This window comes from Achromobacter sp. B7, assembly GCF_003600685.1.
Lineage (GTDB): Bacteria > Pseudomonadota > Gammaproteobacteria > Burkholderiales > Burkholderiaceae_B > Achromobacter > Achromobacter spanius_B.
On sequence record NZ_CP032084.1, the window covers coordinates 1,933,839 to 1,958,360 of the forward strand.

The following is a 24,522-nucleotide window of genomic DNA, read 5'->3' on the forward strand; positions in this document are numbered from 1 at the left end:
ATGACATGTTGGCGGATCGTATATGGCTGCATGGGCTTCCTGCCCAGGTGCTTGTGTTCGACTCGCCTGTAGCAGTGCCCGACCTGATCCGCGACTTGTCGACTCAGCAGCCGGCCTTGGTCGACTTGAATGTGCTTCCCGATCAAATCATTTTGTCTGGCTGGGTCGACGACATGCAATGGGCGGTGCAGCTGCAAGGTGCGGGCCCGAGCCGCACGGTCGGCACGGTTTCTACGCTGCGCATGAATTCCGTTCCAGGCCTTGCGACACCGGCCTGGCTGCCGCGGGGCGCAATACCGAGGCTGGATCTTGCGGTGCAGGAAAAGGGAGGCAAAGTGTCTGATCGCATCTGGCAACTGGCCCTGCCGCCCGCCCGGCTTGGGCCGTTGCTGCACGGCGCGTTGCGCCGCGAAGGATGGGTATTTGAAACCGAAACCGAAAGTGGTGCAGAGCAGTCGTGGGCACAGGCTGGCGAGCGCCTGCAGATATCATTGACTGCGTTGGATGGGGGCAGCGGGCTCCACGTCAGAAGGTGGACGCCATGAAGGCCGCACTGATGCACGGCGTTCTGCGGTTGCGGCGCGTTGGCGTTTATGGGCTGGCATTGGCGGCGGGGCTGGTATCCGCGTGGGCCGTGCGCGAGCATGTGCAGCAGCGAGTGGAAGCGCTGGAAGCCGAAGCTCGGGCGCCTGTCGTCGAGCGCCTGGTGGCGGCGTATGACTTGGCGGCGGGGGCGCAGCTTGAAGAAATCGACCTGGCCGTGCGAGAGATCCCGGTGAAGTGGGCGTCTGCCGCCAGTTTGGAGCCGCAGGCCGTGAACCATCTTCTTGGCGGCACGCTGGTCGTGGATGTCGCCCAGGGCGAACCCCTGCTGAAGTCGCAGGTGACGTTCACGGCGCCGGCGCCCGCGTTGGCATCCCGATTGCGATCGGGCCAACGGGCGCTGACCGTCAGCGCCTCGGACCTTGGCGGCTTGGCCGATAGCTTGCGCGCCGACGACCTGATCGACCTTTACGTGACCTTCGTCCATCACCAACGAGAGGTCACTGTGCCCTTGCTGCAAGGGATGCGCGTGTTGACCGTAGGCGCCGGGGCGGACGAAGACGGCATCGTCGGCTCGGCCGGCAGCATCACGCTTGCCGCCGATCCCGATCAAGCAATGAAGTTTGTTGCTGCCAGGCAGGCAGGCGCGCTAACCGCCATGCTGCGGCATCGCGACGATGTGGCCACCGTGGCTGATTCGACTCAAACGGACCTGGCGTCCCTTATCGGGCTTGACCCCGAGCCCAAGCGCGCGCCGGACGTGACCATTTTGTATGGAGATCGTATGGACAAGCAGTCGGTGATGTTCCCACCGGAAGCCGTCGACGCGCCGGACTATTCCGCGAGGCGGCCATGAGACAAGTCATGGTGATTTTGCGGACTCTCTGCGTGGCGGCTGTCACTGCGCTTCTGACTCCCAGCACGGCGGCCGCCCTGGCGAACTCGGAAGTGCTGGAGCTACAGGTCGGCGAAACCCGTGTTCTTTCCCACCCTGGTGTGAAGCGCGTGGCGATCGGCAACGGGCAGGTACTAAGCGCCATTGCCGCCGAGGGCCGCGACGTGGTGATCTTCGCGCGCGCGGAAGGAATGTCGTCGGTGCACGTCTGGACCGCCGCCGGCCGCGCGGCTGCGTACGAGCTGCGCGTGGTGCCTGCCGGGGCGCCACGCCTGCGCGCGGAGGTCGACTCGCTGCTTTCTCGAATTCCCGGGGCGCGCAGCACGCACGTGGGTGGCCGTATCGTGATCGAAGGGGATGACTTGTCTGACGACGACCGAGCGCGCATTGCCGCCCTGGCTGAACGCTATCCCGCCATCCTGGACTTCACCGGGCAGGTGGGATGGGACCGCATGGTGCTTCTTGATGTTCAAGTCGTGGAAATCCCCACCTCGCGGATGCGAGAGTTCGGTGTGCGCTGGGACGGTGTTTCGCAGGGGGGCGTGAATGCCGGCGTCGCCTGGGACGCCGGCTCCAGAGGACGCATGACGCGTCCGGGCGAACCTGTGATCGAGACGCCGGGTCCCATGTCGACCGCGGCCGGATACTTCGGGGTCAACGCCTTGCTGTCCGCGCGTATCGCCGCGCTGGCCCAAAGCGGCGAGGCCGTCATGTTGGCTCAGCCGCAATTGCTGGCGCGCAGCGGCGCCAGCGCCACTTTCCTGGCTGGTGGCGAGGTCCCCTACACATCGACGGACTCGCGTGGCAACCCTACCACCTTGTTCAAACCGTATGGGGTGTCCCTGAACATTACGCCCCGCATCGACCGCAACGGCGTGATCCGTTCATTGATTGAAGTCGAGGCAAGTTCCGTGGACAGCTCGATAAGCGTCGCAGGAGGACCAGCGTTGCGCACGCGGCGGGCGTCTACCGAATTCAATGTCAGGTCGGGCAACACGCTGGTTATTGGCGGCTTCTTGTCGCGCGAGCAGGGGCAAGAGTCCACCGGACTGCCGTGGTTGAAGAACATTCCCATTCTGGGGGCGCTGTTTTCGTCCCGACGATTCCAGCAGCGCGAAACGGAACTGGCCATATTCGTGACGCCAAAAATCGTGTCGCAAAGCGAGCCGGCCCTGATGGACCGCGTGCAGCGGGGGCGGGGCGTTATTGACGCCGCGTTCCCGGATCCGCCCCGCCTGGGAACGGCGGCTCCGGTCGCCAGCCAGGGATGGGATCCCTATTCCGGCGCGGGCTCCCAGTGGGCCGTGAATGATGAACCTGCGCAGCCGCCAGATCAGCCCTGAAGCCATGCTGGACATCGAAATGACCTATGAAGATGCCGGCGTTCGCCGCCTGGCCACCACCGCGCCGGTACTGATCGGGCGAGGTGCCCAGTGCGGCCTTCGTATCGTCAATTGGCGAGTGGGGCGGCAGCATGCCCGACTGCTGCGCGAGGACGGCCATATCGTCCTGGAGGATCTGGGTACGCTTGCCGGCACCATTGTCAATGGCGCTCGTGTCGTGCGGCATGCGCCGGTGCTGCCGGACGACGCCATCCTGATTGGACCGTGCCGCCTCAGGGTGCGCTTGGCAACCCCTGACGCAGCCGCGCTGCCGGAACCGTCCGCCAGTGCTTCGGCGCATTGCCACGCCGCGCCCGGCGGCGTTGCAACCGCCCATTTGCCGCTGGCCGCCGTCTCCCGGTTAACCCCATCCCCATCGCCATTGCCATCGAGCCTGCCGTCGCCCGCTCCATTGACCGCATCAAACGCATCAAACGCATCAACCCGAGCGACTACGGCAACGCAACAGGAGCCAACGCCCCCACCTCGACTTCAACCTCAACTTCAGCCACAGCAGGTGCAGGCGCGCCGCCGCCTGCATGCGGCGCTGTTGGACGCGCTGGACCTGCGCAGGCGCGATGTGGCAGGCATGAGCGATGGCACGTTGCGCGCCGAGGCCGAGCGCCTGCTGACGCGGATCGTGGCGTCGGACATCGATCTGCCGCCGGACGCCGACAGGCAGGCCCTGTGCGCCGAGGTGCTGGACGAGGCTGTGGGCCTGGGTCCCCTGGAACCGCTGCTGGCCGCGCCCGATATCACCGAGATCATGGTCAACCGCTATGACGAAATCTATGTTGAACGCGCTGGGCGTCTATGGCGGCATCCGGCCGCGTTCACCAGCGAACAGTCGGTCCGTTGGGTGATCGAACGTATCGTCACGCCGCTGGGCCGCCGCATCGACGAAAGCTCCCCGATGGTGGATGCACGCTTGCCGGATGGCTCGCGCGTGCATGCCATCATCCCGCCCGTCGCGATGAAGGGCGCAAGCCTGACCATCCGCAAGTTTCCGCAGCGTCGGCCTCAGATGGCGGATTTGATTGCGGCGGCGTCATTAAGCGGTCCCATGGCCGGGTTCCTTGCGCTATGCGTCAGGATGCGCAAGAACGTGGTCGTATCCGGCGGAACGGGGTCGGGGAAAACGACATTGCTGAACATCCTGTCCGACGAAATCCCCGAGGGCGAGCGTGTCGTCACCATTGAAGACGCGGCCGAACTGCGGCTGAATCACGATCATCTGGTTGCGCTGGAAGCGCGTCCCGCCAACCAAGAGGGCAGGGGGCATATCGCGATTCGCGAATTGGTTCGCAACGCGCTGCGCATGCGGCCCGACAGAATCGTCGTAGGCGAATGCCGAGGGGCCGAGGCGTTCGACATGCTGACGGCCATGAACACCGGGCATGAGGGCTCTTTGACCACGCTGCACGCCAATTCCCCCCGGGATGCACTGGCGCGGCTGGAATCGATGATCTTGATGGCTGGCCTGGATTTGCCTCTGTCGGTGGTGCGCGAACAGATAGCCGCCAGTGTGGACGTGATTGTGCAGCAGGCAAGAATGGCAAACGGCCGGCGAGTGGTGACATCCATTGTTGAGGTCGCGGGCATGGAAAGCGGTCGCATACAGATCCAGCAGCTATTTCGGTTTGATCGTGCAGCCGGCTTCAGCGGATGCGGAGCCTTGCCCGGCTTCATGCAGGATTGGGCCGACGAGGGTGTGTCGCTGGAACCGGCATGGTTCTCCGAGGCCGCCTCCATACCCGCGCCGGTAGATGCCCATGGCGTATGGGGGGCATCATGATCTGGTTGGCGGCTGGGGCGGCGATGTGCTGCGCAGCGATGCTGGCTTGGCATGCGCAGGCCTGGTTTGCGCCAGCGTTACGCCGCTATCGGGCGCTTTATACGCAGGACGCGGGGGTGCGCCTGAGCGAGGTCTTTCTGTTCATTGACCCCGCGCAGTTATGGGCCGCCGCCATGGCGTTTGCGGCAATGGCGGGGGCGCTGGTCTTTTCATTGACCGGCAGCGGCATTTTGGCTGCCTTGTTCGCGGGCGTGGCCTCCAGGGCTCCCCGCATGACAGTTGATCTGTTGCGGCGAAGGCGGGCACGACGTTTCGAACAGCAGTTGCCCATGGCTTTGTTGATGCTGGCGGCGGCACTGCGCGCGGGCGTCGCGTTGACGACGGCGTTGCGCCATGTCGTCGAGCAAAGCGGCGCACCCCTGGCGCAGGAATTCGGGTTGATGCTGCGGGAACAGCGCTTGGGCGTGCCCTGGGACGTCGCGCTGGAAAACCTGCAAGCGCGGATGCCGGGGGATTCCACTGCATTGGTGGTGGCGGCAATGCGTATCGCGGCGCAAACCGGCGGGAACCTGGCAGAAGCATTGGACAGCATCGCGCAAACCCTGCGGGCTCGCCTGCAGCTACAGGCGAAATTGCTCGCCTTGACCTCTCAAGGGCGCTTGCAGGCGTGGATCGTCGGCGCGTTGCCCGTGCTGTTGCTGGCTGTGCTGGACCGCCTGGAGCCCGATGTGATGGCCGTGCTGTGGCACACGCCGATGGGTTGGGGCGTCCTCGCGATATTGACCGTGCTGGAAACGGCCGGGGTGCTGTTGATCCGGCGCATCGTCCGAATCGAACTCTGACTGGGAGGAACCATGTTGCTGACTTTGAGCATGATGATGGCCGCGGCGGCCGTGGGCTGGTTGACTTGGTCCGCATTGCGTCCGTTGCTGGGCGGCAACCGATTGGTATTGGCCGGGCTGCCATGGTGGTGGCGGGTGGCTTGGCCGTGGGTGTCGGCCGTGGCGCCCCTTGTGGGGCCGCTTTGTTCGTGGCGTCTGCGTGCCCGCCTGGCCCGTGCAGTCGAACTGGCCGGGCTGACTGCCGAGGTTGGCTACGCGCACGTCGCGGCGTTGGGCGTCAGTGCGGCGTTGCTTGCAGGCGGTGTGTGCGCAGCCCTGACGACGGCCTTTGACGCCTTCTTTCAAAGCGGGTGGCTGTGGTCGATAGCGGCGGCCATGGTGGCCGGCGTGGCGCCACGCCTGTGGTTGCATGGGCTGAGCGAAGCGCGGCGCCGCAGCATTGAACGCGACTTGCCCTTTGTGTTCGACATGATGACGCTATGCGTGGAAGCGGGCCTTAGCGTGCAGGGGGCGCTGCAAGTTGCGGCGCAAAGCGGGCCGAAGGGTGCGTTGCGCGATGCCCTGTCAGAAGCACTGTCGGAAATGCGGGCGGGCGTGACGCGCACCGTGGCCATCAAAGCGCTGGCTGACCGCAGCAATAGCCCGATCGCCCGGACGTGGGCTGCGGCGCTGGCTCAAGCCGAGACGCTGGGCATCAGCCTCGGCCCCGTTCTGCGTGCGCAGGCGGCGCAGTGCCGTGGTGACCGGCATGTGCGGGCCGAACAGCAAGCGATGCAGGCGCCGGTAAAAATGCTGTTGCCCTTGATTGGCTGCATCTTCCCGTGCACGTTCATTGTGCTGGCCTTTCCGATCGCGGTTCAGCTGCTTCAGAGCATTCCATGAACCGGAACAGCCAAAGCCAAAGCCAAAGCCAAAGCCCCTTGCCGCTGGCCCGGCTGCGATTCTTGCGTGTGCTTGACTGGAAAGGGCGGATGCGCGGACTGCTCGGGCGTCGACCGCCCGGCAGTCGGTCCGGTGTGATGCTGATGCCTTGTGCCGCTGTGCATACCTTTGGCATGCGCTACGCCATCGACGTGGCGTTTGTGTCGCGCGATTTAGGCGTGATAGCGGTGCGCCGGGCGCTGCCGCCATGCCGCATCGCCCTATGCCTGGGCGCTATTGCCGTTGTCGAGATGCGTGCTGGCGTTATTGATGCCGAACACGGAGGTATAGGCAGGATAGAAGCTGCAATACAACGCGCCGCCTGCGGCGATGTTGAACGGAATCTGCAACGTGCCGGCAAACTGCGGCGACAACCCCATGTAGACCAACAAGCCCGCGCACAGGTCGATGAAAAGAAACACCAAGGCCCACGTGGCGCCATACACCAGAAAGGGCCACTTATTACGCCAGCACGCGATGCCAGAGAAGAACAGGGCTTGCACCAGCCGCAGGCCGTGCCAGGCGACCAGAACGGGTGCATGCCAGAACAACGCGGCAATCACCACATAAATAATGGCGAAGATGGTCAGCGGCACGCGCATGGCCATCAGGATCGGGTCCAGGGAACGTTCGACCGATGCAATCCGATAAGCTTCCGCCATCGAATCCATGAACGGCATAAACGTCAGCAAACCGGCCGCCATGCTCAAACCGGCGTACAGCAGGCCCATGACGAAAAGCTTTCTGAACACGCCCGGTTGCTTCAGCGGCTTGCCCCACATCGACGGCAACATGACGCGGTCGGCTTCGACGTGCTTGCACGCGGACAACGTCATGAGGGTGATGATGGGCATGAACGCCACGACCAGGATGGGGCCGACGGGCGGTGTCGCGCTGGCGAAAACGACCAGCAGGCTGATGAACATGGCCCAGGTGAACATGGCCAGGGGTTGCTTGCGGAACAGGCGGAAGCCGTCTCGAACCCATTGCCAGCCGGATGTCGCGGGTAGGAATGCTGCTTGCATGGCTCTCTAAAGGAGGGATAGCTCTCAAAAAGGGACGCGCTAGCCCCATTATGGGGGGCGTTACGGTTACGGCAATATTGGCAAGCCCGGGCGGTGGCGCGCCTGCAACACTCTTTCAAAGTGTCGGGGGTCATGCGGCTTAAGCGTTTGGGCCGGGCGGGGCAGATAAAAGTCGTAGAGGCGCGACACCCAGAACCGCAACGCGGCGGCGCGCAGCATCAGCGGCCATACCTGGCGTTCGGCGTCGGTGAAGGGGCGCACGGCGGCATAGGCCGACAGCCAGGCTTGCACCAGTTCGGGGACGAACTCGCCCGTGTCACGTTCGATACACCAATCGTTGACGCTGACGGCCACGTCGAACAGCCAGGTATCGCAGCCAGCGAAATAGAAATCGATGATGCCGCCCATGAGCGGATCTTCGAAGGTGCCCGCGAACAGGACGTTGTCGCGGAAAAGGTCGCAATGGGCCGGGCCGGTTTGCAGGGCTTGCCAGGAGGGCGTGGCCACCGCGGCCTGCTGGGCAGCCAATTCAGCAGTCAGCAGCTCGGCTTGCGCGGGCGCCAGGAACGGCATCACCTTGGGGGCCGTATCCAGCCACCAGTTCAAGCCACGCAAGTTGGGTTGGTGTATGGGAAAGTCCTGCGCCGCCAGATGGGCGCGCGCCAGGGTCGCGCCGGCAAGGGCGCAGTGCGCGGCGCCGGGAGCCGGCTCGTACCCGCCCGGCAGGCGCGACACGATGGCGCAGGGCTTGCCGTGCAGCGTCGTCAGGCGGGTGCCGTCGCGCAGGTTCTGCGGCCGAGGCACCGGGATGCCGCGTTCCGCCAAGTGATACATCAATTCGATATAGAACGGCAGTTGGGCGTGGGTCAACACTTCGAACAACGTCAGCACATATTCGCCGCGGGTCGTATACAAGAAGTAGTTGGTGTTCTCGATACCCGCCGTAATCCCTCGAAGCGAGACGAACTCGCCCAGATCGAATTGCGCCAGCAGGGCGCGCGCGTCGTCGTCGGATACGGGAGTAAATACGGCCATTGATATGCAGGGAATAGGGGTTAACGGACGCTGGGACAAGCCCGTGCGGCGGCGGCGGCGCAATTTTAGACCACATAGCGTCCGGCCGTTCGGAAGCGCCGGGCACTGTCTGGCAGGGCGTCCCGGACATAATGCCGCGAAGCCCGTAAAATACCGCATCCCCTTGTTTTGTAGAGTGATTCTTGGACTCCCCCGACTGGCGGCTGTGCGTCGCCCCGATGATTGACGTGACCGACCGCCATTGCCGTTTCTTCCACCGGCTGCTGGCCCCCCGCGCGCGCTTGTATACGGAAATGATCACCACGGGCGCGCTGCAGCACGGCAACATCCCGCGCCACCTGGACTTTGACGAAGCCGAGCACCCCGTTGCGTTGCAGCTGGGCGGCAGCGAGCCCGATGCACTGGCCCAATCGGCCAAGCTGGGCCGTCAATGGGGGTACGACGAGATCAATCTCAATTGCGGCTGTCCATCGGAGCGCGTGCAGAAAGGCGCTTTTGGGGCTTGCCTGATGGCGGAACCCGACCTGGTCGCCGATTGCATCAAAGCCATGCAGGACGCGGTCGACATTCCTGTCACCGTTAAACACCGCCTGGGTCTGGATTACGAAAATTCCTACGACTTTGTCCGAGATTTCGTCGGCAAGATTTACGACACCGGCTGTCGCGTTTTCATCGCACACGCCCGCAATGCCGTGTTGAAGGGCCTGACGCCCAAGGACAACCGCGAAATCCCGCCTCTGCGCTACGACGTCGTCAAGCAGCTGAAGCGGGATTTTCCCGATTGCACCTTCGTGTTGAATGGTGGCTTGGCGGATGCGGACCAGTCGGTGCAGGCGGCTGGCGAATTCGATGGCGTGATGCTGGGCCGCGCGGCCTGGCACACGCCGCGCGTGCTGTCCGAGGTGTCGCTGCGCTTGTGGCCGTCGGTACGCTTGCCCAGTGACGCGCAAGTCGTCGACGCCATGACGGAATACGCCGCCCGCCAGGTGGCCCAGGGCGTGCCATTGCGGGTGATGACCCGGCCGATGCTGGGCTTGGTGAACGGCCAGTCGGGCGCGCGTCGCTGGCGCCGGATGTTGTCCGACCCGGCCCTGCTTTCGGCTAACAACCCCGAACTGATCTACGACGCATGGCGCAGCCAGCGGCAGGCGCCTGACGTGCGCGGCGCCGCATTGGAAGCGGCGCCGGCAGGGGTGTAGCGTGGCGTCGGGGTGGCGGCTAGCGCTGCCTGAACCCTAGCCTGACCGAACTAATCAGAACAATCAGGACTTTGCCGGTTCGGCAGTTTCAGCCGGCCAGTCGCGGATATAGGCCTTCAGCATGTTGTTTTCGAACTGCTGCGCCGCGACGATCGCCTGCGCCATGTCGTAGAACGAAATCACGCCCATCAGGGTCGGGCCGTCCATGACCGGGATGTACCGCGCATGCTTTTCCAGCATCAGGCGCTGGACTTCATCGGCGCTGGTATTGGGCGAAACGCTGACCGGCGCGTCGTCCATGATCGACCGAATCGTGGTTTCGCCGGCCCCGCCGTGCGCGTGCATGTGGCGGATGATCTCGCGGAACGTGAGCATGCCGGTCAGGGTGCCGAATTCCATGATGACAAGCGAGCCAATATCCTGCTCGCTCATGGTTTGCACAGCCTGGGACACAGGCATGTCGGGCGACGCCGTATAGAGCGTATCGCCCTTGACGCGCAAAATCTCACTGACCTTCAACATCGGTTCCTCCCGGGCGGACTGCGCCCTGATGCTTTGCTATTTCTTGTTCGCTTCCAATTGCAGTAAGGGAGCGATTCCATTTTCGGTATTCTGCGCTTCTCCGCACAGTTCTTCCAGCGTGGGTGTATTTTGCTGTGAAATAACGGCCGAAGCGACTCGCAGAATTTCCGGGTCGTTACGGACCCTGGGCTGGCTGCGGTCCAGCAGGAAATTATCGACCACCGGCGCCATCGACGTTTCGCGGGCATCGCAGGTCAGCACCCAGTGGTCGTCGGGGCTGCGGGTGGCCAGGCCCATTGCGCTTAGCGTTTCCAGCACCTCGTTCAGTTCGTCCTGATGCAGCCGCAACTGGGACGCCAGCACATTGGCGGGCAGACCGGGCGGGTTGGCGGATTGCACACGGCGCAACGCGCGTAGCGCATCCAGGGCGTCGACGAATTGCGCGCCCGGGTAGCGGTTGATTTCCCAGCGGCCCAGCCGGATCAGCGGGGCGCTTGAGGCCAGGGTGGCGCCCAGCAAGACGGCCAGCCACGACAGGTAAATCCACAACAGGAAGATGGGCAGCGTCGCGAACGCGCCGTAAATGACCGTGTAGGTGGGGAACCGCGTCAGGTAGTAGGCAAAACCCGACTTCATGATTTCCAGCGCAACCGCCGTCACCCCGCCGCCCACCAACGCGTCGCGCCACAGCACGTCGCGGTTCGGCACGACGACAAATAGCGCCGCAAAGCCCAGCCCGGTCAGGACAAGCGGGATAAAAGAAACGATGACGCTGACGACTTCCGGCACGTCCCGGACCAGCCCCAGCGATTCGCGCGCCACGAACGAGGTCGCCCACAGGCTGGCGCCTGCCAGGACGGGGCCCAGCGTGATGATGGCCCAATACACCAGCGCCCGCTGCGGCAAGGGCCGCTGGCGGGACACATGCCAGATGTCGTTAAAAGCCTGGTCGATCGTCATGATCAACAGCAGGGAAGTCACCAGCAGGAATGCGCCGCCGATCGCCGTCAGGCGGGACGCCTGGCGTGCGAACTGGTTCAGGTATTCCATGATGTTGTCCGAGACGGACGGGGGCATCAAGCTGTTGGTCAGGAAGTCTTCCAGGGCGACACGGAACTCCTGGAACACCGGAAAGGCGGTGAACAGGGAAAGCACCACTGCCAGCATGGGCACGATGGCCAGCACCGTCGTGAAGGTGAGGCTGGAGGCAACCTGCAGCAGCTTTTCTTCGCCGGCGCGTTGCAACGTGAACCGGAAGACGCGTCCGGCCCTTGCTACCCATGAAGAGCGCGCGGTCGAGGGTTCGGGGGCCACCGGCGTAGCGGCGCCGGGCTCGGCGGGGCGATTCATCAGGCGATAATAGCAGCATGAATCCCGAACTCAACCCCCGTCTACGCCTGCTGGCCTCGGCGTCATTGTTCGCTTTGATCGTCTTGTGCATTACTTGGGAAACGGTGGTGGCGCCGCTGCGGCCGGGCGGGTCCTGGATGCTGCTGAAGGCGTTGCCGCTGGCCTTTCCGTTGCGCGGCATTTTGCGCGGCAACCTCTATACCTATCAGTGGGCGTCCATGTTGTCGCTGCTATATCTGATGGAAGGCGTGGTGCGGGCGATGTCGGATCCGGCGCCGCTTTCCGTCCTGATGGCCTGGGGCGAAATCGTTCTTTCGGCTATCTTTTTCCTTAGCGCCATTTTCTATGTGCGGCCCGCCAAGCGCGCCGCCAGGAGCCAACGCGCATGAATGCCAGATCTCTTTCCGAACTTCAAGCGGTCAACAGCTTTGCCGCGTTGCCCGCTGCTTTCTACACCCGGCTGGCGCCGCAAGGCCTGAATAATCCGCGCCTGTTGCACGCCAATGCGGACGCTGCGGCGTTGATCGGCCTGGACCCGGCCGCGTTGGATACGCCGGAATTCCTCGAAGTGTTCTCCGGCCGCGCACCCTTGCCGGGCGGCGACACCTTGGCGGCGGTCTACAGCGGCCATCAGTTTGGCGTGTGGGCCGGCCAACTGGGCGATGGCCGTGCCCATTTGCTGGGCGAAGTCCAAGGGCCGGATGGCGGCTGGGAATTGCAGTTGAAAGGCGCCGGGATGACGCCGTACTCGCGTATGGGCGACGGCCGCGCCGTGTTGCGATCCTCGGTACGCGAATACCTGGCCAGCGAAGCCATGCATGGGTTGGGCATCCCCACCACGCGGGCCTTGGCGTTGGTGACATCTGACGACCCGGTCATGCGGGAAACCGTCGAGACGGCCGCGATCGTGACCCGGATGTCCCCCAGCTTCGTGCGATTCGGCTCGTTTGAACATTGGTCGTCACGCCGCCAGCCCGAACTGCTCAAGACGCTGGCCGATTATGTGATCGACCGCTTTTACCCTGAATGCCGCGAAGCGCCGGCCGATCCGGCCCAGGCCCAGATTGCCCCTTATCTGAATCTGCTGCGTGCCGTCACGCACCGCACCGCGCGGCTGATGGCGGATTGGCAGGCCGTGGGCTTTTGCCATGGCGTGATGAACACCGACAACATGTCCATTCTGGGTTTGACCCTGGATTACGGCCCCTATGGGTTCATGGACGGCTTTCGGCTGGGGCACGTCTGCAACCATTCCGACTCGGAAGGGCGTTATTCGTGGAATCGTCAGCCGTCGGTGGCCCTGTGGAACCTGTATCGCCTGGGCGGAAGCCTGCACGCGCTGGTGCAAGACGTCGAGCCGCTACGGGCGGTGCTGGACGAATTCGAGGCGGTGTTCACGCGCGCTTTCCATGACCGCATGGGCGCCAAACTGGGGCTGGCCGCTTGGCAGCCGGCCGACGAGCCGCTGCTGGACGACCTGCTTAAACTGATGGACGCGAATCAAGCGGACTTCACTTTGTCGTGGCGCCGATTGGCGGATGCGGTGCTGGGTCAGCGCAGCGGGTTCGAAGACCTGTTCATCGACCGTCCCGCTGCCGGCGCATGGCTGGATCGTCTGTTGGCGCGCCACGCACAAGAGGGCCGCCCCGCGCAAGAAGTGGCCGACGGCATGAACCGCGTGAACCCGCTATATGTATTGCGAAATCACCTGGCTGAAGAGGCGATCCGGGCTGCCAAGACGGGCGACGCCAGCGAAATCGACACATTGATGAGGCTGCTGCGCGACCCGTACACGGCGCAGGCCGGGTACGAACGTTACGCCGGGTTGCCCCCGGATTGGGCCGGAAGTTTGGAAGTCAGCTGCTCGTCTTGACGAGCGGATTATCCCGAATCGCGCAAAGGTGGGCGGTGGCGGGGGCGTTTTCCGGCGATTTACGCGAAAAAGCGATGATAGAGAGCGAAATATCACGCTTTTTTTCTCTGCAATCATTCGTTTCCATTGTAAATCTCGTAAGATTGTCGCCTGCGGGACACTCAGGATCGCATACCGCATCCATGGGGCATTTGTCGACAATTTTCAATATAAAGCACTCTGAATATGCCTGGCGCAGATGGTTTGCTATGTATCGGTCTGCTCGAGGATGACGCTGACTTCCGCGAGGAATTGGCGTTAGGCTTGGGCGGCTATGGTTTTCGGGTAGCGTTTGCTTGTGACAATGCTGCGGCGTTCTATCGCCGATTGCAGGAACAGCCGTGCGACATTGTCATCCTGGACGCGCATCTTCCTGGCGAGGACGGCTTTTCGGTCGCGACGCGTTTACGAGCCTTGAGCCCCGTGGGCATTGTCATGCTGACCGGCCGCAGCGCGCTTGAAGACCGCGTGCGCGGGCTGGAAGGCGGCGCTGACGTCTACATGACCAAGCCCGTCGACCTGCTGGAACTCAGTTCCGTGATTCGCAGCCTGGCGCGCCGGATGCGGCTGGCCAAGGCCCCGCGCCCCGCCGATGCTGAAACCCGCGCCTCTGCCGACAGCACCTGGTCCCTGCAAGACGGGGGCTGGATCCTGGTGGCCCCGGACGGCGCCTCACTGCACCTTAGCGCCCAAGAACGGACGTTTTTGATGGCGCTGATGGACGCGGCAGGTAATGCCGTCAGCCGGCAGGTGCTGGCAGAACTGTTTTTGCCTGAAAGCCCGGGCGGTTTCGAATTGCGCCGTATTGACGTATTGGTCAGCCGCCTGCGCGCCAAGGCGCAAAGCGCGGGCCTGAAGTTGCCGGTGTTGTCGGTGCGCGGTCAGGGTTACGTTTTCGCGGCCTGATCCGCGCCCGGTTCTCCGGGGGCATTGACGGGCAGGGTGATTACAAAGCGCGTCCCCACGCCCACCTTGCTGTGCAGGGTCAACCAGCCGCCCTGGTTCTGACAAATGCGCCGGGCCAGATATAGCCCGATGCCCATGCCTTGCGTTTCCCGATGCGCGGAACGCCGAAAATGCGGTTCGAACACGCGCGGCTGGTCCTGATCTTCGATGCCCGGCCCGCGATCCACCACCGCCAGCCACGCCATCGGCGCATCCCCTTCACGTATCTGACCCACTTCAATCCGGACCGGCTCGTTGGCCGGTGAATACTTGATCGCATTGTGAATCAGGTTGCGCACGACCACGCTGGTCAGCGGGCGGTCGCAGAACACCGGCAAGCGGTCGTCGGCGTCCAGCAGCAGCGCGTGCGCGGTGTCCGGCCGCATCGCCGTCACCACATCGCGTGCCAACTCCGCCAGATCCGTGTGCTCGCCCCTGGGCGTCCAGGCCTGATCGCCCAGGCGGTCCTGGTTCAGCAGCTGGTCCATCAATTCCGTCATCCGCGAAACGGACCGATGGATGCGAGCCAGGCGCGTGTCGACCGCTTCACCGCTGTCGGACAGGATCATGTCCAGCGATTGCGCGGCCGCGCTGATGGTCGCCAACGGCGCGCGCAGCTCGTGCGAAATCAACGCGTTCATCTGGCGTTGCGTGTCCAGCGCGCCGGCCAGTTCCGCCACGCGCAGTTCGCCCTGGGCAACATGTTCGGCATCCGCGTGGTCCTGACCCGCCCGGCGGTCGCCGGCGCTTCCGTGACGTTGGCCGATCAGCGCCAAGCCGAGCAGGGCGCCGGTCACCAACAACAGCCGCGCCACTTCAATCAGCGAACCGGACGTGTCTGCGCCGTTCGATAGCCAGGCCTCGCCGCCCAGCATCCACGCGGTCGTGGCATGAATACACGCCACGGTCAGCGCCAGCGGGCGGCCTTTTTTTTGCGTTGCGGCCTGGACGGCGAACCAGATGGCCAGGCCCGCGCTGATGCCGGCTCCCAGTCCCGCGATCAGGGTTGGAATCAGCCCATCCTCGGTCTCGTAGACGAATATCAGCGCCAATGCGGCCACGCCGGCCAGCGCCATGCTCAAGGCACGGCATGCGGACGCGATGGTTGCGGACCGGGCCACGCCGGCACCTGCCACCAGCGGCGCCGTCACGGCCAGCAACGCGGCATAAGAGCCGGCTTGCAGGGCGCCCGGCGGCAGCAATGTGGGCAAGGTGCGAAACACGCCTTCCAGTGTCACGAAGGCCAGGCCGGCGCCGTAAATCGACGCGCGGGCGCACGCCCACACAAGCGCGCACGCCAGGCCGCACGCAATGGCGACGCCCGCCGTCAGGCCAAGCTGTAGTCCTGCAATTGGGGGAGAGACACCGTAGGCCCGCGCGACCGCCGGCAAGAAGAATGCACACGCCAGCAATAGCCCCAGTGGCGACAACAGGGCTTGCGATCCTGTCGCGGCGCGGCGTTCACCTCGTGCGCCGAAAAGGCCGTGGATGCGAAGAAACAATCCTTCCTTCAACTAGTAACCCATTGGTGATCCGGCGCCAGCTCGCGCGTATGGGCGAAGTTTACGACAGCCCCACGTATCGCGCGGACGCCCAGGTCTTCCAGAATGAGCTGGGTGGCGGAATCGGGAACGTCTTCGGCGTATACGGCCATGTCCAGCGTTGCCGCCGTGGCCATGACCGTGGCGGCCAGGTGCTGGCTGCCCGGGCTATGGCGCAAACCCGTAATGAAGCTGCCGCACAATTTCAAATAGGAAACCGGAAATTCGTGCAGCCGTTCCATCGCGCCGAATTGCTGCGACAGCCTGGACAGGCCGACGCGGGCGCCCGCCGTGGTCACGATGCGGCACAGCTGACGCAGGTCACCGGCTTGTTCGATCAAACCATCGGCGTCCACTTCGATGAACAGCCGTCCGGTCAACGCCGGGCGATCCGCCAACATGCGTTCAAGCCGCGACAGGAAAGAAGTCTGGGTCAAAGAGGCCAGGGATACCGGCACCGTCAGCGCGGCAGAACGGGTGAACAGCCAGTCCAGCCCCAGCCGGATCGCCTGGATGTCACATTCCGCCGACAGGCCAAGCCGCACCGCCGGTGGCATGAAGATCGAGGCGGGGACCGGGTCGCCGTCTGTGGTGTCATGCAGCGTCAGGCTGGCCTCGTGATGCAGTAATTCGCCCGTCACGGCGTAGAGCGGCAGCACCGACAACGAAAAGCGGTGTTGCTCCAGTGCGGTGACCAGGGCGTCGTGCCAGCTGTACTCGCCGATGCGCGTGCTGTCGGCGGCCTGGCTGGCTGGGGTGATCTGGTCGTCGTCGGCGCTTTCCGCGCACATCAGCGCGTGATCCAGCCTGGCCAGCGTATCGCTCATGTTGTCGCCGGGCGCGAAAGCGGCCATCGCCAGCGCCCACCGGCACCATCCATATTTGTCCATGGGCACGCGCAGCGCGCGCAGTTCATGGCGTACGCGTTCGGCCAGGACGCTTGCCTGCGGCGCCGAGGTGCACGGCAGCAACAACGCAAAATCCGACCCGCTGATCCGGGCCAGCTGCGCCGAGGGCCCGCCAAATTCCGCCACCAGTTTGCGCAAACGGTCGGACGAAGACCGCAGCCATTGATCGGTGAACGCCCGCGACAGATGGCGGTTGATCTGGGCCAGGTCTCGCTGGCGGAACATCAGGATGTGGCCGCCCGCATCGGTGGACTTGTCTGCCAGCGCCGCGCGGAAAAGGTCGATGAAGTGCTTGCGGTTGGACAGGCGGGTGATGGGGTCGCGGTAAATCTCGCTTTGCAGCGACTCGATCTTTGCGTTCTGCTCCTCGACGGTCGCGGCCACCCGACGCTGCGCGTCGACGAACGCCTGATCCACCCCGGCCAGCTCGCAAGACCCGACGGGCGGCGCGCTGCTGCCCGGCGCCAACGCACGTACGCGATCACAGATGTCGCGCGAGGTGCGCGTCTCGATCCAGCGCACCAGGTTGAAGGCAAACAGCGACCAGAACACGCCGGCCGCCAGCACCAGTCCCAGAACGCGTACCCCGCCTTGCCAGAGCGTGTCGCGAGCCAAGCGCCCATCCGCCTGCACGGTGACGGTGCCGCGCGCGCCGCCATCCATCGACACGTAGGGGCGCGACACGGCGGGGGCCTGCACGTTTAGCCAGGCCGTACGCCAGTCGCTGTCGCGACCGGCCGTTGCGGCCTTGTGCCGTTCCAGTACCGTGGCGCCGCCTTCATCGGCGATGCGCACCATGGAATACAGGCCCTGTCCAAACAGGTCATCCGCCAACGCCGCCCGCTCATCGGGGCGGGACGAGGCGTGCGCCAACGCCCACGACAAGGCGCTTGCGCCGCCTTCGCTCTGTTGGGCAAGTTGCGTATTCAGATAGCGATGGGCAGCGACCATCCCCAGCGCCTGTGCGCCAAGCAGAATGAAGCCGACCAGCAGGGCAGTGCAGAAAAGTAATCGGCGTAATGTCGACATGTCGGTCAATTCCCTTCGCGGGCAGCAAGCAAGCCAAGATTACTGGGTCGCCCGGGTAAAGGGGGCGCCGGGCAAAGAACGTGCCCAGCGCGAAAAAAGCTGGATAAGAAACGTGACACACGTTACTAATACCTCAGCAGCGCCGCTTACACTGTAATTCGGCATGTCACAGAACGTACAGAATATTACGAAATTAGGCGCCACGTCAGACAAGCTGTGCAATTATTTCGATCGTGATAATCGTCCCATTGAGAACTATTGAGACACCACGTATTAATTTTTGGGCTTTGCCTGTCGTAGTAAGGGTAGGGCATGGGTCTGCGGACCGGCCGGCTAACGCTATCCAAGGACCGACATGACCCCCCTCGAGCATCCTAAGAACCTTCGAAATACAAGGAAAAGAGGCGCGTTGCCTTCGAAGTGTGGCGTTTTTTTGCGAAAATAATGCATAATTTAAAAAATGTTACAGCCCTTGGGTTTCCTTCTGGACCGCAACGCCAAGGGTTTCCAGATAGGGGGCTCCGTGCGTGAGAGTTACCTGCTCGCACTGTGTCTGACGCTCGCAGGCGCTTTGGCGGCGATCAGTCTGTTTTTCGTGCGCAGGGAACGCGCCCTGCGTCGTCGCTTGATGCGCGATGAGTTGACCGGCGTTTTGAGTCAGCAGGAATTGCATCGTCGCGCCCGTGCCTGGCTGACGCAAAAAGAGGGGCCCGCGCGCCGAGGCGCTTTTTTTCTGGTCAGCTTTGAACAATACGCCGAGATCAGCGCCATGCTGCGCGCCGGCGAAGACCAGGCATTGCTGGTGCTGGTTGCCGATCGCCTAAGCCTGATCACCCGGACGCTGGGCGGCATGGTGGCCCGAAGCGGTACGGATTCATTCACTATTTGCGTGCCCGAAGTGGACGAAGTGGGCGCCGCCCAGGTATCGGCCAAGCTGCTGGAAGACCTTAGCGAACCCTACGCGCTTGGCGGGCGCACCCTGATTGCGGTATTCAGGGTGGGGGCGGCGCTCTATCCCGAGCATGGCCGCACGGTCGAAGAACTGCAACGCTGCGTGCAGGTGGCCATGGTGCCGCTCAAAGAGCGCGGTGGACCGGGATGGAATCTCTTTGACTTCCGTCTGCTGGCGCGGCATCGCGATGAGCAGGGCCTGGAAAATGATCTGCGCCTGGCCCTGACCACGCCGGCCATGGAGCAGTTCGAATTGTTCTACCAGCCCGTTTGCGATAGCGGCTCCGGCGTCGTGCAAGGCTGCGAGGCCTTGCTGCGCTGGCATCACCCCACGCTGGGCAGCGTGTCGCCCGCCGTAACCATCGAGCTGGCCGAGCGCAGCGGCCTGATCGTGCCGTTGGGCGCCTGGATCCTGGAGCGTGCATGCTCGCAGGCCGCCCTGTGGCCCCCGGCGTGGCGCGTGCATGTGAATCTGTCCGTCAAGCAGATGAATGAAGACGGCCTGGTGCAGCTGATTGCCGACGTGCTGAAGGCCACGCAGCTGTCGCCTCGCAAACTGGTATTGGAAATTACCGAGTCGATTTTCATCCTGCACTACGAGCGCCACGTGAAGATGTTGAACACGCTGCGCGCGCAGGGCATCGGCATTGCGCTGGACGATTTTGGCTGCGGCTATTCCAGCCTGAACCACCTGCGTCATCTGCCCATCGACTGGGTCAAGATCGACCGCAGCTTCATTTCCGCGCTGGAGTCCGATGCCGGCAGCCGCGAAGTGGTATCCGCTCTTTTCGGTTTGTGCCAGGCGATGCGTCTGCCTGTTGTGGCCGAAGGCGTTGAAACCGAAGGGCAGCGTGAAATTCTGAAGTCGCTGGGTTGCCGGGTGATGCAGGGCTTCCTGTTGGGCCGGCCCGCTCCCGCCTCGGAAATCCAGGCTTTGGCTTCGGCGGTGTCATAATCGGGGTTGCTTGCAAATCCGACCTGTTGACTCCCTATGCCCGGCAATACCCTAGGTACCCTTTTTACCGTCACGAATTTCGGCGAATCCCACGGGCCGGCCATCGGTTGCGTCGTGGATGGCTGTCCCCCGGGGCTAAGCCTGGACGTCGCCGATATCCAGCTTGAACTGGATCGCCGCCGCCCTGGCACGTCGCGTCACGTCACGCAGCGCCAGGAAGCCGACCAGGTCGAAATCCTGTCGGGCGTCTACGAAGGCGTCACCACCGGGACCCCCATCGGTCTGCTGATCCGCAACACGGACGCCCGCAGCAAGGACTACTCAAACATTGCCGACACGTTCCGGCCGGGCCATGCCGATTACGCTTACTGGCGCAAATTCGGCGTGCGCGATCCGCGCGGCGGCGGCCGTTCGTCGGCCCGCCTGACGGCGCCCACGGTGGCGGCCGGCGCCATCGCCAAGAAATGGCTGGCCGAACAATATGGCGTGAAGGTGCGCGGCTACATGAGCCAGCTGGGCCCCGTCGCCATCCCGTTCGAGTCCTGGGACGAGGTGCCCAACAATCCGTTCTACGCACCCAACGCGCAGATCGTGCCGGAACTTGAAGCCTATATGGACCAGTTGCGCCGCGATGGCGATTCCGTCGGCGCCCGCATTGAAGTCGTCGCGGAAAACCTGCCCGCCGGCTGGGGCGAACCCATCTACGACCGCCTGGATGCCGACATCGCGCACGTGATGATGGGCCTGAACGCCGTGAAGGGCGTTTCCATCGGCGCGGGTTTTGATTGCATCGCACAGCGCGGTTCCGAGCACGGCGACGAGATCACGCCCGATGGTTTCCTGACCAACCATGCGGGCGGCGTGCTGGGCGGTATTTCAACGGGCCAGCCGATCACGGTGTCGCTGGCCATCAAGCCCACGTCCAGCATTCGCGTTGAACGCCGCTCGGTCAATCGTGCGAACGAGCCCGTCATGGTGCAGACGCTGGGCCGTCACGATCCTTGCGTTGGTATCCGCGCCACGCCCATCGCCGAAGCCATGCTGGCGTTGGTACTGATCGACCACGCGCTGCGTCATCGCGGCCAGTGCGGCGATCCGCTCTGATCCCCGATACTCTTGCCATCGACTTCAGGAGGCCGACTTGAAACGTAATCGTCATCTGTTGCGCCGCGCCGGCGCCGTGCTTGCCTTGGCACTGCTGGGCGGTTGCACGGGCATGAACACCACGCAATCCGGTGCCATCGGCGTGAACCGTACGCAATACATGTCCAGCCTGGTGCCGTCCCAGGCGCTGGAGCAGGAAGCCAGCCAGCAATACGCCGACATCCTCAAGCAGGCGCAGGCCAAGGGGCTGTTGGACCGCGACGCGCAGCAGCTGTCGCGCGTGCGCGCCATTTCGCAGCGGCTGATCGCGCAGGCTGGCGTATTCCGGCCAGACGCGGTGGGCTGGAAATGGGAAGAACACGTGATTTCCAGCGATGAAATCAACGCGTGGTGCATGCCCGGCGGCAAGATTGCCGTCTATACCGGCTTGCTGACCAAGATCAAGCCCACCGATGACGAGCTTGCGGCGGTGCTTGGCCACGAGATCGCCCACGCGCTGCGTGAACATGCGCGCGAGCGCGTCTCGCAGCAAATGGCCACGAACCTGGGTTTGTCGGTGCTGTCCATCGCCACGGGCTCCAGCGCCGCGTCTGACCTGGGCGGCCAACTGACCGATGTGATGTTCTCGCTGCCCAATAGCCGCACCCACGAAACCGAGGCCGACCGCATGGGCGTCGAACTCGCTGCCCGCGCCGGTTTCGATCCGCGCGCCGCCGTGACGTTGTGGCAGAAGATGGGCGCGGCCAGCAGCGGCAACGCACCGCCGGAAATCCTGTCGACGCACCCGTCGGCAGAGTCCCGCATCACCGACTTGCAAGCTGCCGCGCAGCAAGTCCTGCCGCTGTATCAGCAAGCAAAGAAATAGCCGCATCGTCCTGCGATCGCGGGGAATAAAAAAATACGCCGCCTGGAGATCCAGGCGGCGTATTTGTTGATGCAGGTGCCGGCTACGTCTATGCCCGCGCCTATGCCGATGCCGCGCCGGCCGCGGGTTTGACGCCCGGTCCGCGCATCACGGCAATGCCCAGGCCGGCCAGGATGCGCTGCGTTTCGGCGTCGGGCACGTCCTCGGCGTAGACGTCGATGTTCAGCGAACGTGCCGTCTCCAGCACCGACGCCGTCAACTGCTGGCTGCCTGGGCTTTGCGACATCCCGCCCACAAAACCGCCGCCCAGTTTTACATAGGACAGGGGCAGGGTGTGCAGCTGCGCCACGGCGCCAAACTGCTGCGCCAGGCGGCGCACGCCGATATGCGCGCCAAACTCGGAGGTCACGCGCGCCAGCGTGGCGATCTGTTCGTGGCATTCCACCAAGCCGTGCGCGTCGATTTCAAGATACAGGCGGTGCGCCAGCGGGCGGCGTTCGGTCAGTAACAGCGCCAATTGACGGAAGAACTTCTGGCCCCGTAGCGACGGCAGCGCCACGCGCACCGCCAGTTCACCCGGGTTGTCCGCCAGCCAGTCCAGGCCAAGGCGCACCGATTCCAGATCGCAGTCGGCCACCAGGTCCAGGCGCACCGCCGGCGGTATGAACAGCGTGGCGGGAATGGCGACCTGGTCGGGCGCCGTGCGTAGCATCAGCATCGCTTCGGTGCGCAGCGCGGTGCCGTCGGCAGCCAACAGATGCTCGGTCGCCAGCTCGAAATGGTGGTCTTCCAGCGCGGTCAGAATCGCGTCCTTCCACGCCCGTTCACCCGATTCCGACGGGGACTGCATGTCGGTCGCACCCGCAATCACCACTTGATCGCTATTGGCGCTTTCGGCTCGCATCAATCCAAAGTCCAGCCTTGCCAACACGGGGCCAGCCTGGCTGCCTTGGCCATAGTCCGTCATGGCCAGAGCCCAGCGGCACAAATGCCCTTCGCCAACGGGAATGCGGGTGGCATGCAGATCGGTGCGCAGCCGTTCGGCAACCATCATCGCCTGGGGCGCCGCGCAACCGGGCAGCAGCAATGCAAAGTCCGAACCATTCAAGCGCGCCAGCAACGGGGCCGACACGTTCAGCGCCTTCAAGGCACCCTGGATGCGTTCGCAAGCGGCGCGCAGCCACTGGTCGATGAATTCGCGCGGCATGTGGCGGTTCAGGTCGGCCAGATCGCGCTGACGGAACACCAGCACATGGCCGCCCGTCACGCCAGGCGCTTCCAGCGCGCGGCGGAATTCGTTCACGAAATACTTGCGGTTCGGCAGACGCGTGACGGGGTCCTGGTTCAGTTCCAGTTCCAGCGATTCGATCTTGGCGTTCTGTTCCTCAACGCTGGCGTAGACGCGTTCGCGCGTCTGGTTCAGTGCCTGCACCACGCCCGACAACTCGGGTACGCGTGCCTCTACCTGTTCGGGCGGCGTGTCGCGCCCGATGCTGCGCACGTGGTCGCTGATTTCGCGCAGCAGGCGGTTCTTGATCCAGCCCACCAGCACGAACGCAAACACCGCCCACAGCACGCCCGCACCGATCACCAGCGCGATCATCTTCAAGCTGCTGCGCCACAGCGCTTCCCAGGCGTAAGAATCGTTGGCGATCAGGGTCACTTCACCCACCTGACGCCAGCCGTCGCTGACCGCGTGGCTGGCTGGCTGCGTGTCCAGCGGCGCCAGCTTTTGAAACCATGCCGGCACCGACTTCGGCGTGGCGGTGGAGCGACGTTCGATCAGCACCTTGCCATCCGGATCCGCCAGCCGCACCAACGAGAAATGTCCGCCGTCATACAGCGCCGACACCAGCAATTCCTGCAACACCGGGTCGTTGTTCGCGGGCTGCGACAAGGACAGCGCCAGCGACACGGCCGCGTCGGTGCTCTGCACCTGCAACTGGCCGGACAGGTATTCCCGCGCCGAATTCACGCTAAGCGCCAGCGTGCCCAGCAAAATGACGCCGATTGCCAAGGTAACGCTGAGCAGTAACTGTCGAAGTATGGACATAGTCTTATTTCCGGACATCAGGGGCGGATGCCTTCCCGTTCCATGCGTTGAAGTAGATCACGCCAGCGGCTCAGGCGGTCAACCGGCGCGGCGGGCTTGCCGTCCACGTAGACGCCGTCCGCGTTAAAGCTGAACACCGGCGTCAGGTCGCGTCGCTGCGTAGCCGGCAGGATGGTTGAAATCAAGCTGTCCAGCACCAGCGGGACCGCGTTGGGGGTGTCGTAATAGCCCAGCACCATGTGGGCGACCTGGCTGCTGCTGGCCGGTCCGCCCACGCGCGCGCGGACGTAAATGAAACGCAGCTTGTTGGCGGGCACGCCCATCGCAAGCAGCGTGAAGTACTTGCCGATGACGTAGTCTTCGCAATCGCCGGCGCCCCTGCCCAGGGATTCCAGCGGCGTGGCCCAGTAGTCTGCCTGCTTCCAAAGGGTGATGTCTTCGCCGGACAGCAGGGACTGATTCCAGAAATCGTTCGCGGTCGTCAGCTTGTCCCGCTCTTCGCGCGGGGGCGGGTTGCGCAACAGCTGTAGCCAGTTGCCCACCGCCTTCGCGCCTTTCGGGCCGTAGCGGCTGGCGGCCAGGCTTTGCAGCCGGTCCGAGCTGACCTCCAGGGCGAAACTTCCGCCCCAGACGCAAGCCAGGCACAGCAACACCAACCGGCATAGGCCCCGCAGGCTGCGGAAACGGTGAGTCGAAGACATGAAACGGATTTTCACATTTTTCCAGCGCGTATAAGGCTCGCCTGAAAAA

The 24,522-nt window shown here is 64.0% G+C and carries 23 protein-coding genes and 1 pseudogene; 14 read left to right on the top strand and 10 right to left on the bottom strand.

All coding sequences use genetic code 11. The features are described 5' to 3' along the window. Positions 1–5: 5 nt before the first annotated feature. The 7 genes and pseudogenes from DVB37_RS08725 to DVB37_RS28910 form a co-directional block, all read left to right on the top strand. Positions 6–545, top strand: coding sequence for a hypothetical protein (locus DVB37_RS08725; protein ID WP_240434061.1), 540 nt, complete (start codon positions 6–8; stop codon positions 543–545). Further along, positions 542–1,399 (top strand): Flp pilus assembly protein CpaB, encoded by an 858-nt coding sequence (gene cpaB, locus DVB37_RS08730; RefSeq protein WP_120157425.1) that lies wholly within the window; start codon positions 542–544, stop codon positions 1,397–1,399. The genes DVB37_RS08725 and cpaB overlap by 4 nt, the downstream gene beginning before the upstream one ends. Before the next feature lie 8 nt (positions 1,400–1,407). Further along, on the top strand, positions 1,408–2,781 hold the full coding sequence (locus DVB37_RS08735; protein ID WP_371683128.1) for a type II and III secretion system protein family protein: 1,374 nt from the start codon (positions 1,408–1,410) through the stop codon (positions 2,779–2,781). A gap of 19 nt (positions 2,782–2,800) precedes the next feature. Further along, complete coding sequence (locus DVB37_RS08740; RefSeq protein ID WP_120157426.1) at positions 2,801–4,615, top strand: ATPase, T2SS/T4P/T4SS family; 1,815 nt, start codon at positions 2,801–2,803, stop codon at positions 4,613–4,615. Then, positions 4,612–5,457 carry a type II secretion system F family protein gene (locus DVB37_RS08745; protein WP_104145901.1) on the top strand — a complete coding sequence of 282 codons (846 nt, stop codon included), beginning with the start codon at positions 4,612–4,614 and terminating at the stop codon, positions 5,455–5,457. The genes DVB37_RS08740 and DVB37_RS08745 overlap by 4 nt, the downstream gene beginning before the upstream one ends. Before the next feature lie 12 nt (positions 5,458–5,469). Further along, on the top strand, positions 5,470–6,339 hold the full coding sequence (locus DVB37_RS08750; RefSeq protein WP_104145892.1) for a type II secretion system F family protein: 870 nt from the start codon (positions 5,470–5,472) through the stop codon (positions 6,337–6,339). 143 nt (positions 6,340–6,482) lie between these two features. Next, a pseudogene (locus DVB37_RS28910) lies at positions 6,483–6,593 on the top strand (DUF192 domain-containing protein); the annotation flags it as partial. A gap of 6 nt (positions 6,594–6,599) precedes the next feature. Here the strand turns inward: DVB37_RS28910 and DVB37_RS28620 are convergent. Next, positions 6,600–7,403 carry a BPSS1780 family membrane protein gene (locus tag DVB37_RS28620; RefSeq protein WP_046803619.1) on the bottom strand — a complete coding sequence of 268 codons (804 nt, stop codon included), beginning with the start codon at positions 7,401–7,403 and terminating at the stop codon, positions 6,600–6,602. 66 nt (positions 7,404–7,469) lie between these two features. Beyond that, complete coding sequence (locus tag DVB37_RS08760) at positions 7,470–8,438, bottom strand: homoserine kinase (RefSeq protein WP_104145893.1); 969 nt, start codon at positions 8,436–8,438, stop codon at positions 7,470–7,472. A 218-nt stretch (positions 8,439–8,656) separates the two neighbouring features. Here DVB37_RS08760 and dusA point away from each other — a divergent pair, with 218 nt between their 5' ends. After that, positions 8,657–9,637: a tRNA dihydrouridine(20/20a) synthase DusA gene (gene dusA, locus DVB37_RS08765; RefSeq protein ID WP_240434134.1), complete on the top strand. Its 981-nt coding sequence runs from the start codon at positions 8,657–8,659 to the stop codon at positions 9,635–9,637. Between the two features lie 63 nt (positions 9,638–9,700). Here the strand turns inward: dusA and DVB37_RS08770 are convergent, their stop codons facing one another. Together DVB37_RS08770 and DVB37_RS08775 are read right to left on the bottom strand one after the other, a co-directional pair. After that, complete coding sequence (locus DVB37_RS08770) at positions 9,701–10,159, bottom strand: CBS domain-containing protein (RefSeq protein ID WP_006218678.1); 459 nt, start codon at positions 10,157–10,159, stop codon at positions 9,701–9,703. A gap of 36 nt (positions 10,160–10,195) precedes the next feature. Continuing rightward, positions 10,196–11,509, bottom strand: coding sequence for a YihY family inner membrane protein (locus DVB37_RS08775; protein ID WP_046803561.1), 1,314 nt, complete (start codon positions 11,507–11,509; stop codon positions 10,196–10,198). 17 nt (positions 11,510–11,526) lie between these two features. On the opposite strand from DVB37_RS08775, the gene DVB37_RS08780 reads away from it, so the two are divergent. Further along, on the top strand, positions 11,527–11,898 hold the full coding sequence (locus tag DVB37_RS08780) for a DUF2069 domain-containing protein (protein WP_046803560.1): 372 nt from the start codon (positions 11,527–11,529) through the stop codon (positions 11,896–11,898). Then, complete coding sequence (locus DVB37_RS08785) at positions 11,895–13,382, top strand: YdiU family protein (RefSeq protein ID WP_104145896.1); 1,488 nt, start codon at positions 11,895–11,897, stop codon at positions 13,380–13,382. Before DVB37_RS08780 ends, DVB37_RS08785 begins: the two co-directional genes overlap by 4 nt. Here DVB37_RS08785 and DVB37_RS28300 read toward each other — a convergent pair. Beyond that, the gene (locus DVB37_RS28300) at positions 13,366–13,509 is read right to left on the bottom strand and encodes a hypothetical protein (protein ID WP_162941178.1); all 144 of its coding nucleotides are present in this window, start codon (positions 13,507–13,509) and stop codon (positions 13,366–13,368) included. The genes DVB37_RS08785 and DVB37_RS28300 overlap by 17 nt on opposite strands. Positions 13,510–13,607: 98 nt before the next feature. Here DVB37_RS28300 and DVB37_RS08790 point away from each other — a divergent pair, with 98 nt between their 5' ends. Continuing rightward, positions 13,608–14,327 carry a response regulator transcription factor gene (locus DVB37_RS08790; protein ID WP_006218682.1) on the top strand — a complete coding sequence of 240 codons (720 nt, stop codon included), beginning with the start codon at positions 13,608–13,610 and terminating at the stop codon, positions 14,325–14,327. Here the strand turns inward: DVB37_RS08790 and DVB37_RS08795 are convergent. The 3 genes from DVB37_RS08795 to DVB37_RS28625 form a co-directional block, all read right to left on the bottom strand. After that, the gene (locus DVB37_RS08795; protein ID WP_120154659.1) at positions 14,309–15,868 is read right to left on the bottom strand and encodes a sensor histidine kinase KdpD; all 1,560 of its coding nucleotides are present in this window, start codon (positions 15,866–15,868) and stop codon (positions 14,309–14,311) included. The two genes, DVB37_RS08790 and DVB37_RS08795, sit on opposite strands and share 19 nt — an antisense overlap. 8 nt (positions 15,869–15,876) lie before the next feature. Further along, on the bottom strand, positions 15,877–17,844 hold the full coding sequence (locus DVB37_RS08800; protein ID WP_120154662.1) for an EAL domain-containing protein: 1,968 nt from the start codon (positions 17,842–17,844) through the stop codon (positions 15,877–15,879). A gap of 463 nt (positions 17,845–18,307) precedes the next feature. Beyond that, positions 18,308–18,517, bottom strand: coding sequence for a hypothetical protein (locus tag DVB37_RS28625; RefSeq protein WP_240434193.1), 210 nt, complete (start codon positions 18,515–18,517; stop codon positions 18,308–18,310). On the opposite strand from DVB37_RS28625, the gene DVB37_RS08805 reads away from it, so the two are divergent. Genes DVB37_RS08805 through DVB37_RS08815 form a run of 3 tightly spaced genes read left to right on the top strand, consistent with a single transcriptional unit; the run spans position 18,473 to position 21,719 of the window. Next, positions 18,473–19,750 carry a bifunctional diguanylate cyclase/phosphodiesterase gene (locus tag DVB37_RS08805; RefSeq protein WP_223265054.1) on the top strand — a complete coding sequence of 426 codons (1,278 nt, stop codon included), beginning with the start codon at positions 18,473–18,475 and terminating at the stop codon, positions 19,748–19,750. The two genes, DVB37_RS28625 and DVB37_RS08805, sit on opposite strands and share 45 nt — an antisense overlap. A 36-nt stretch (positions 19,751–19,786) precedes the next feature. Then, positions 19,787–20,854, top strand: coding sequence for a chorismate synthase (aroC, locus tag DVB37_RS08810; RefSeq protein ID WP_046803557.1), 1,068 nt, complete (start codon positions 19,787–19,789; stop codon positions 20,852–20,854). 37 nt (positions 20,855–20,891) lie between these two features. Further along, positions 20,892–21,719 (top strand): M48 family metallopeptidase, encoded by an 828-nt coding sequence (locus DVB37_RS08815; protein ID WP_120154664.1) that lies wholly within the window; start codon positions 20,892–20,894, stop codon positions 21,717–21,719. 100 nt (positions 21,720–21,819) lie between these two features. On the opposite strand, the gene DVB37_RS08820 is transcribed toward DVB37_RS08815, so the two are convergent. Both DVB37_RS08820 and DVB37_RS08825 read right to left on the bottom strand, forming a co-directional pair. Beyond that, a complete protein-coding gene (locus tag DVB37_RS08820; protein ID WP_120154666.1) occupies positions 21,820–23,772 on the bottom strand; it encodes a LapD/MoxY N-terminal periplasmic domain-containing protein in 1,953 nt (650 codons plus the stop codon). A gap of 17 nt (positions 23,773–23,789) precedes the next feature. Beyond that, the gene (locus tag DVB37_RS08825) at positions 23,790–24,473 is read right to left on the bottom strand and encodes a transglutaminase-like cysteine peptidase (protein ID WP_046803731.1); all 684 of its coding nucleotides are present in this window, start codon (positions 24,471–24,473) and stop codon (positions 23,790–23,792) included. Positions 24,474–24,522: the final 49 nt, after the last annotated feature.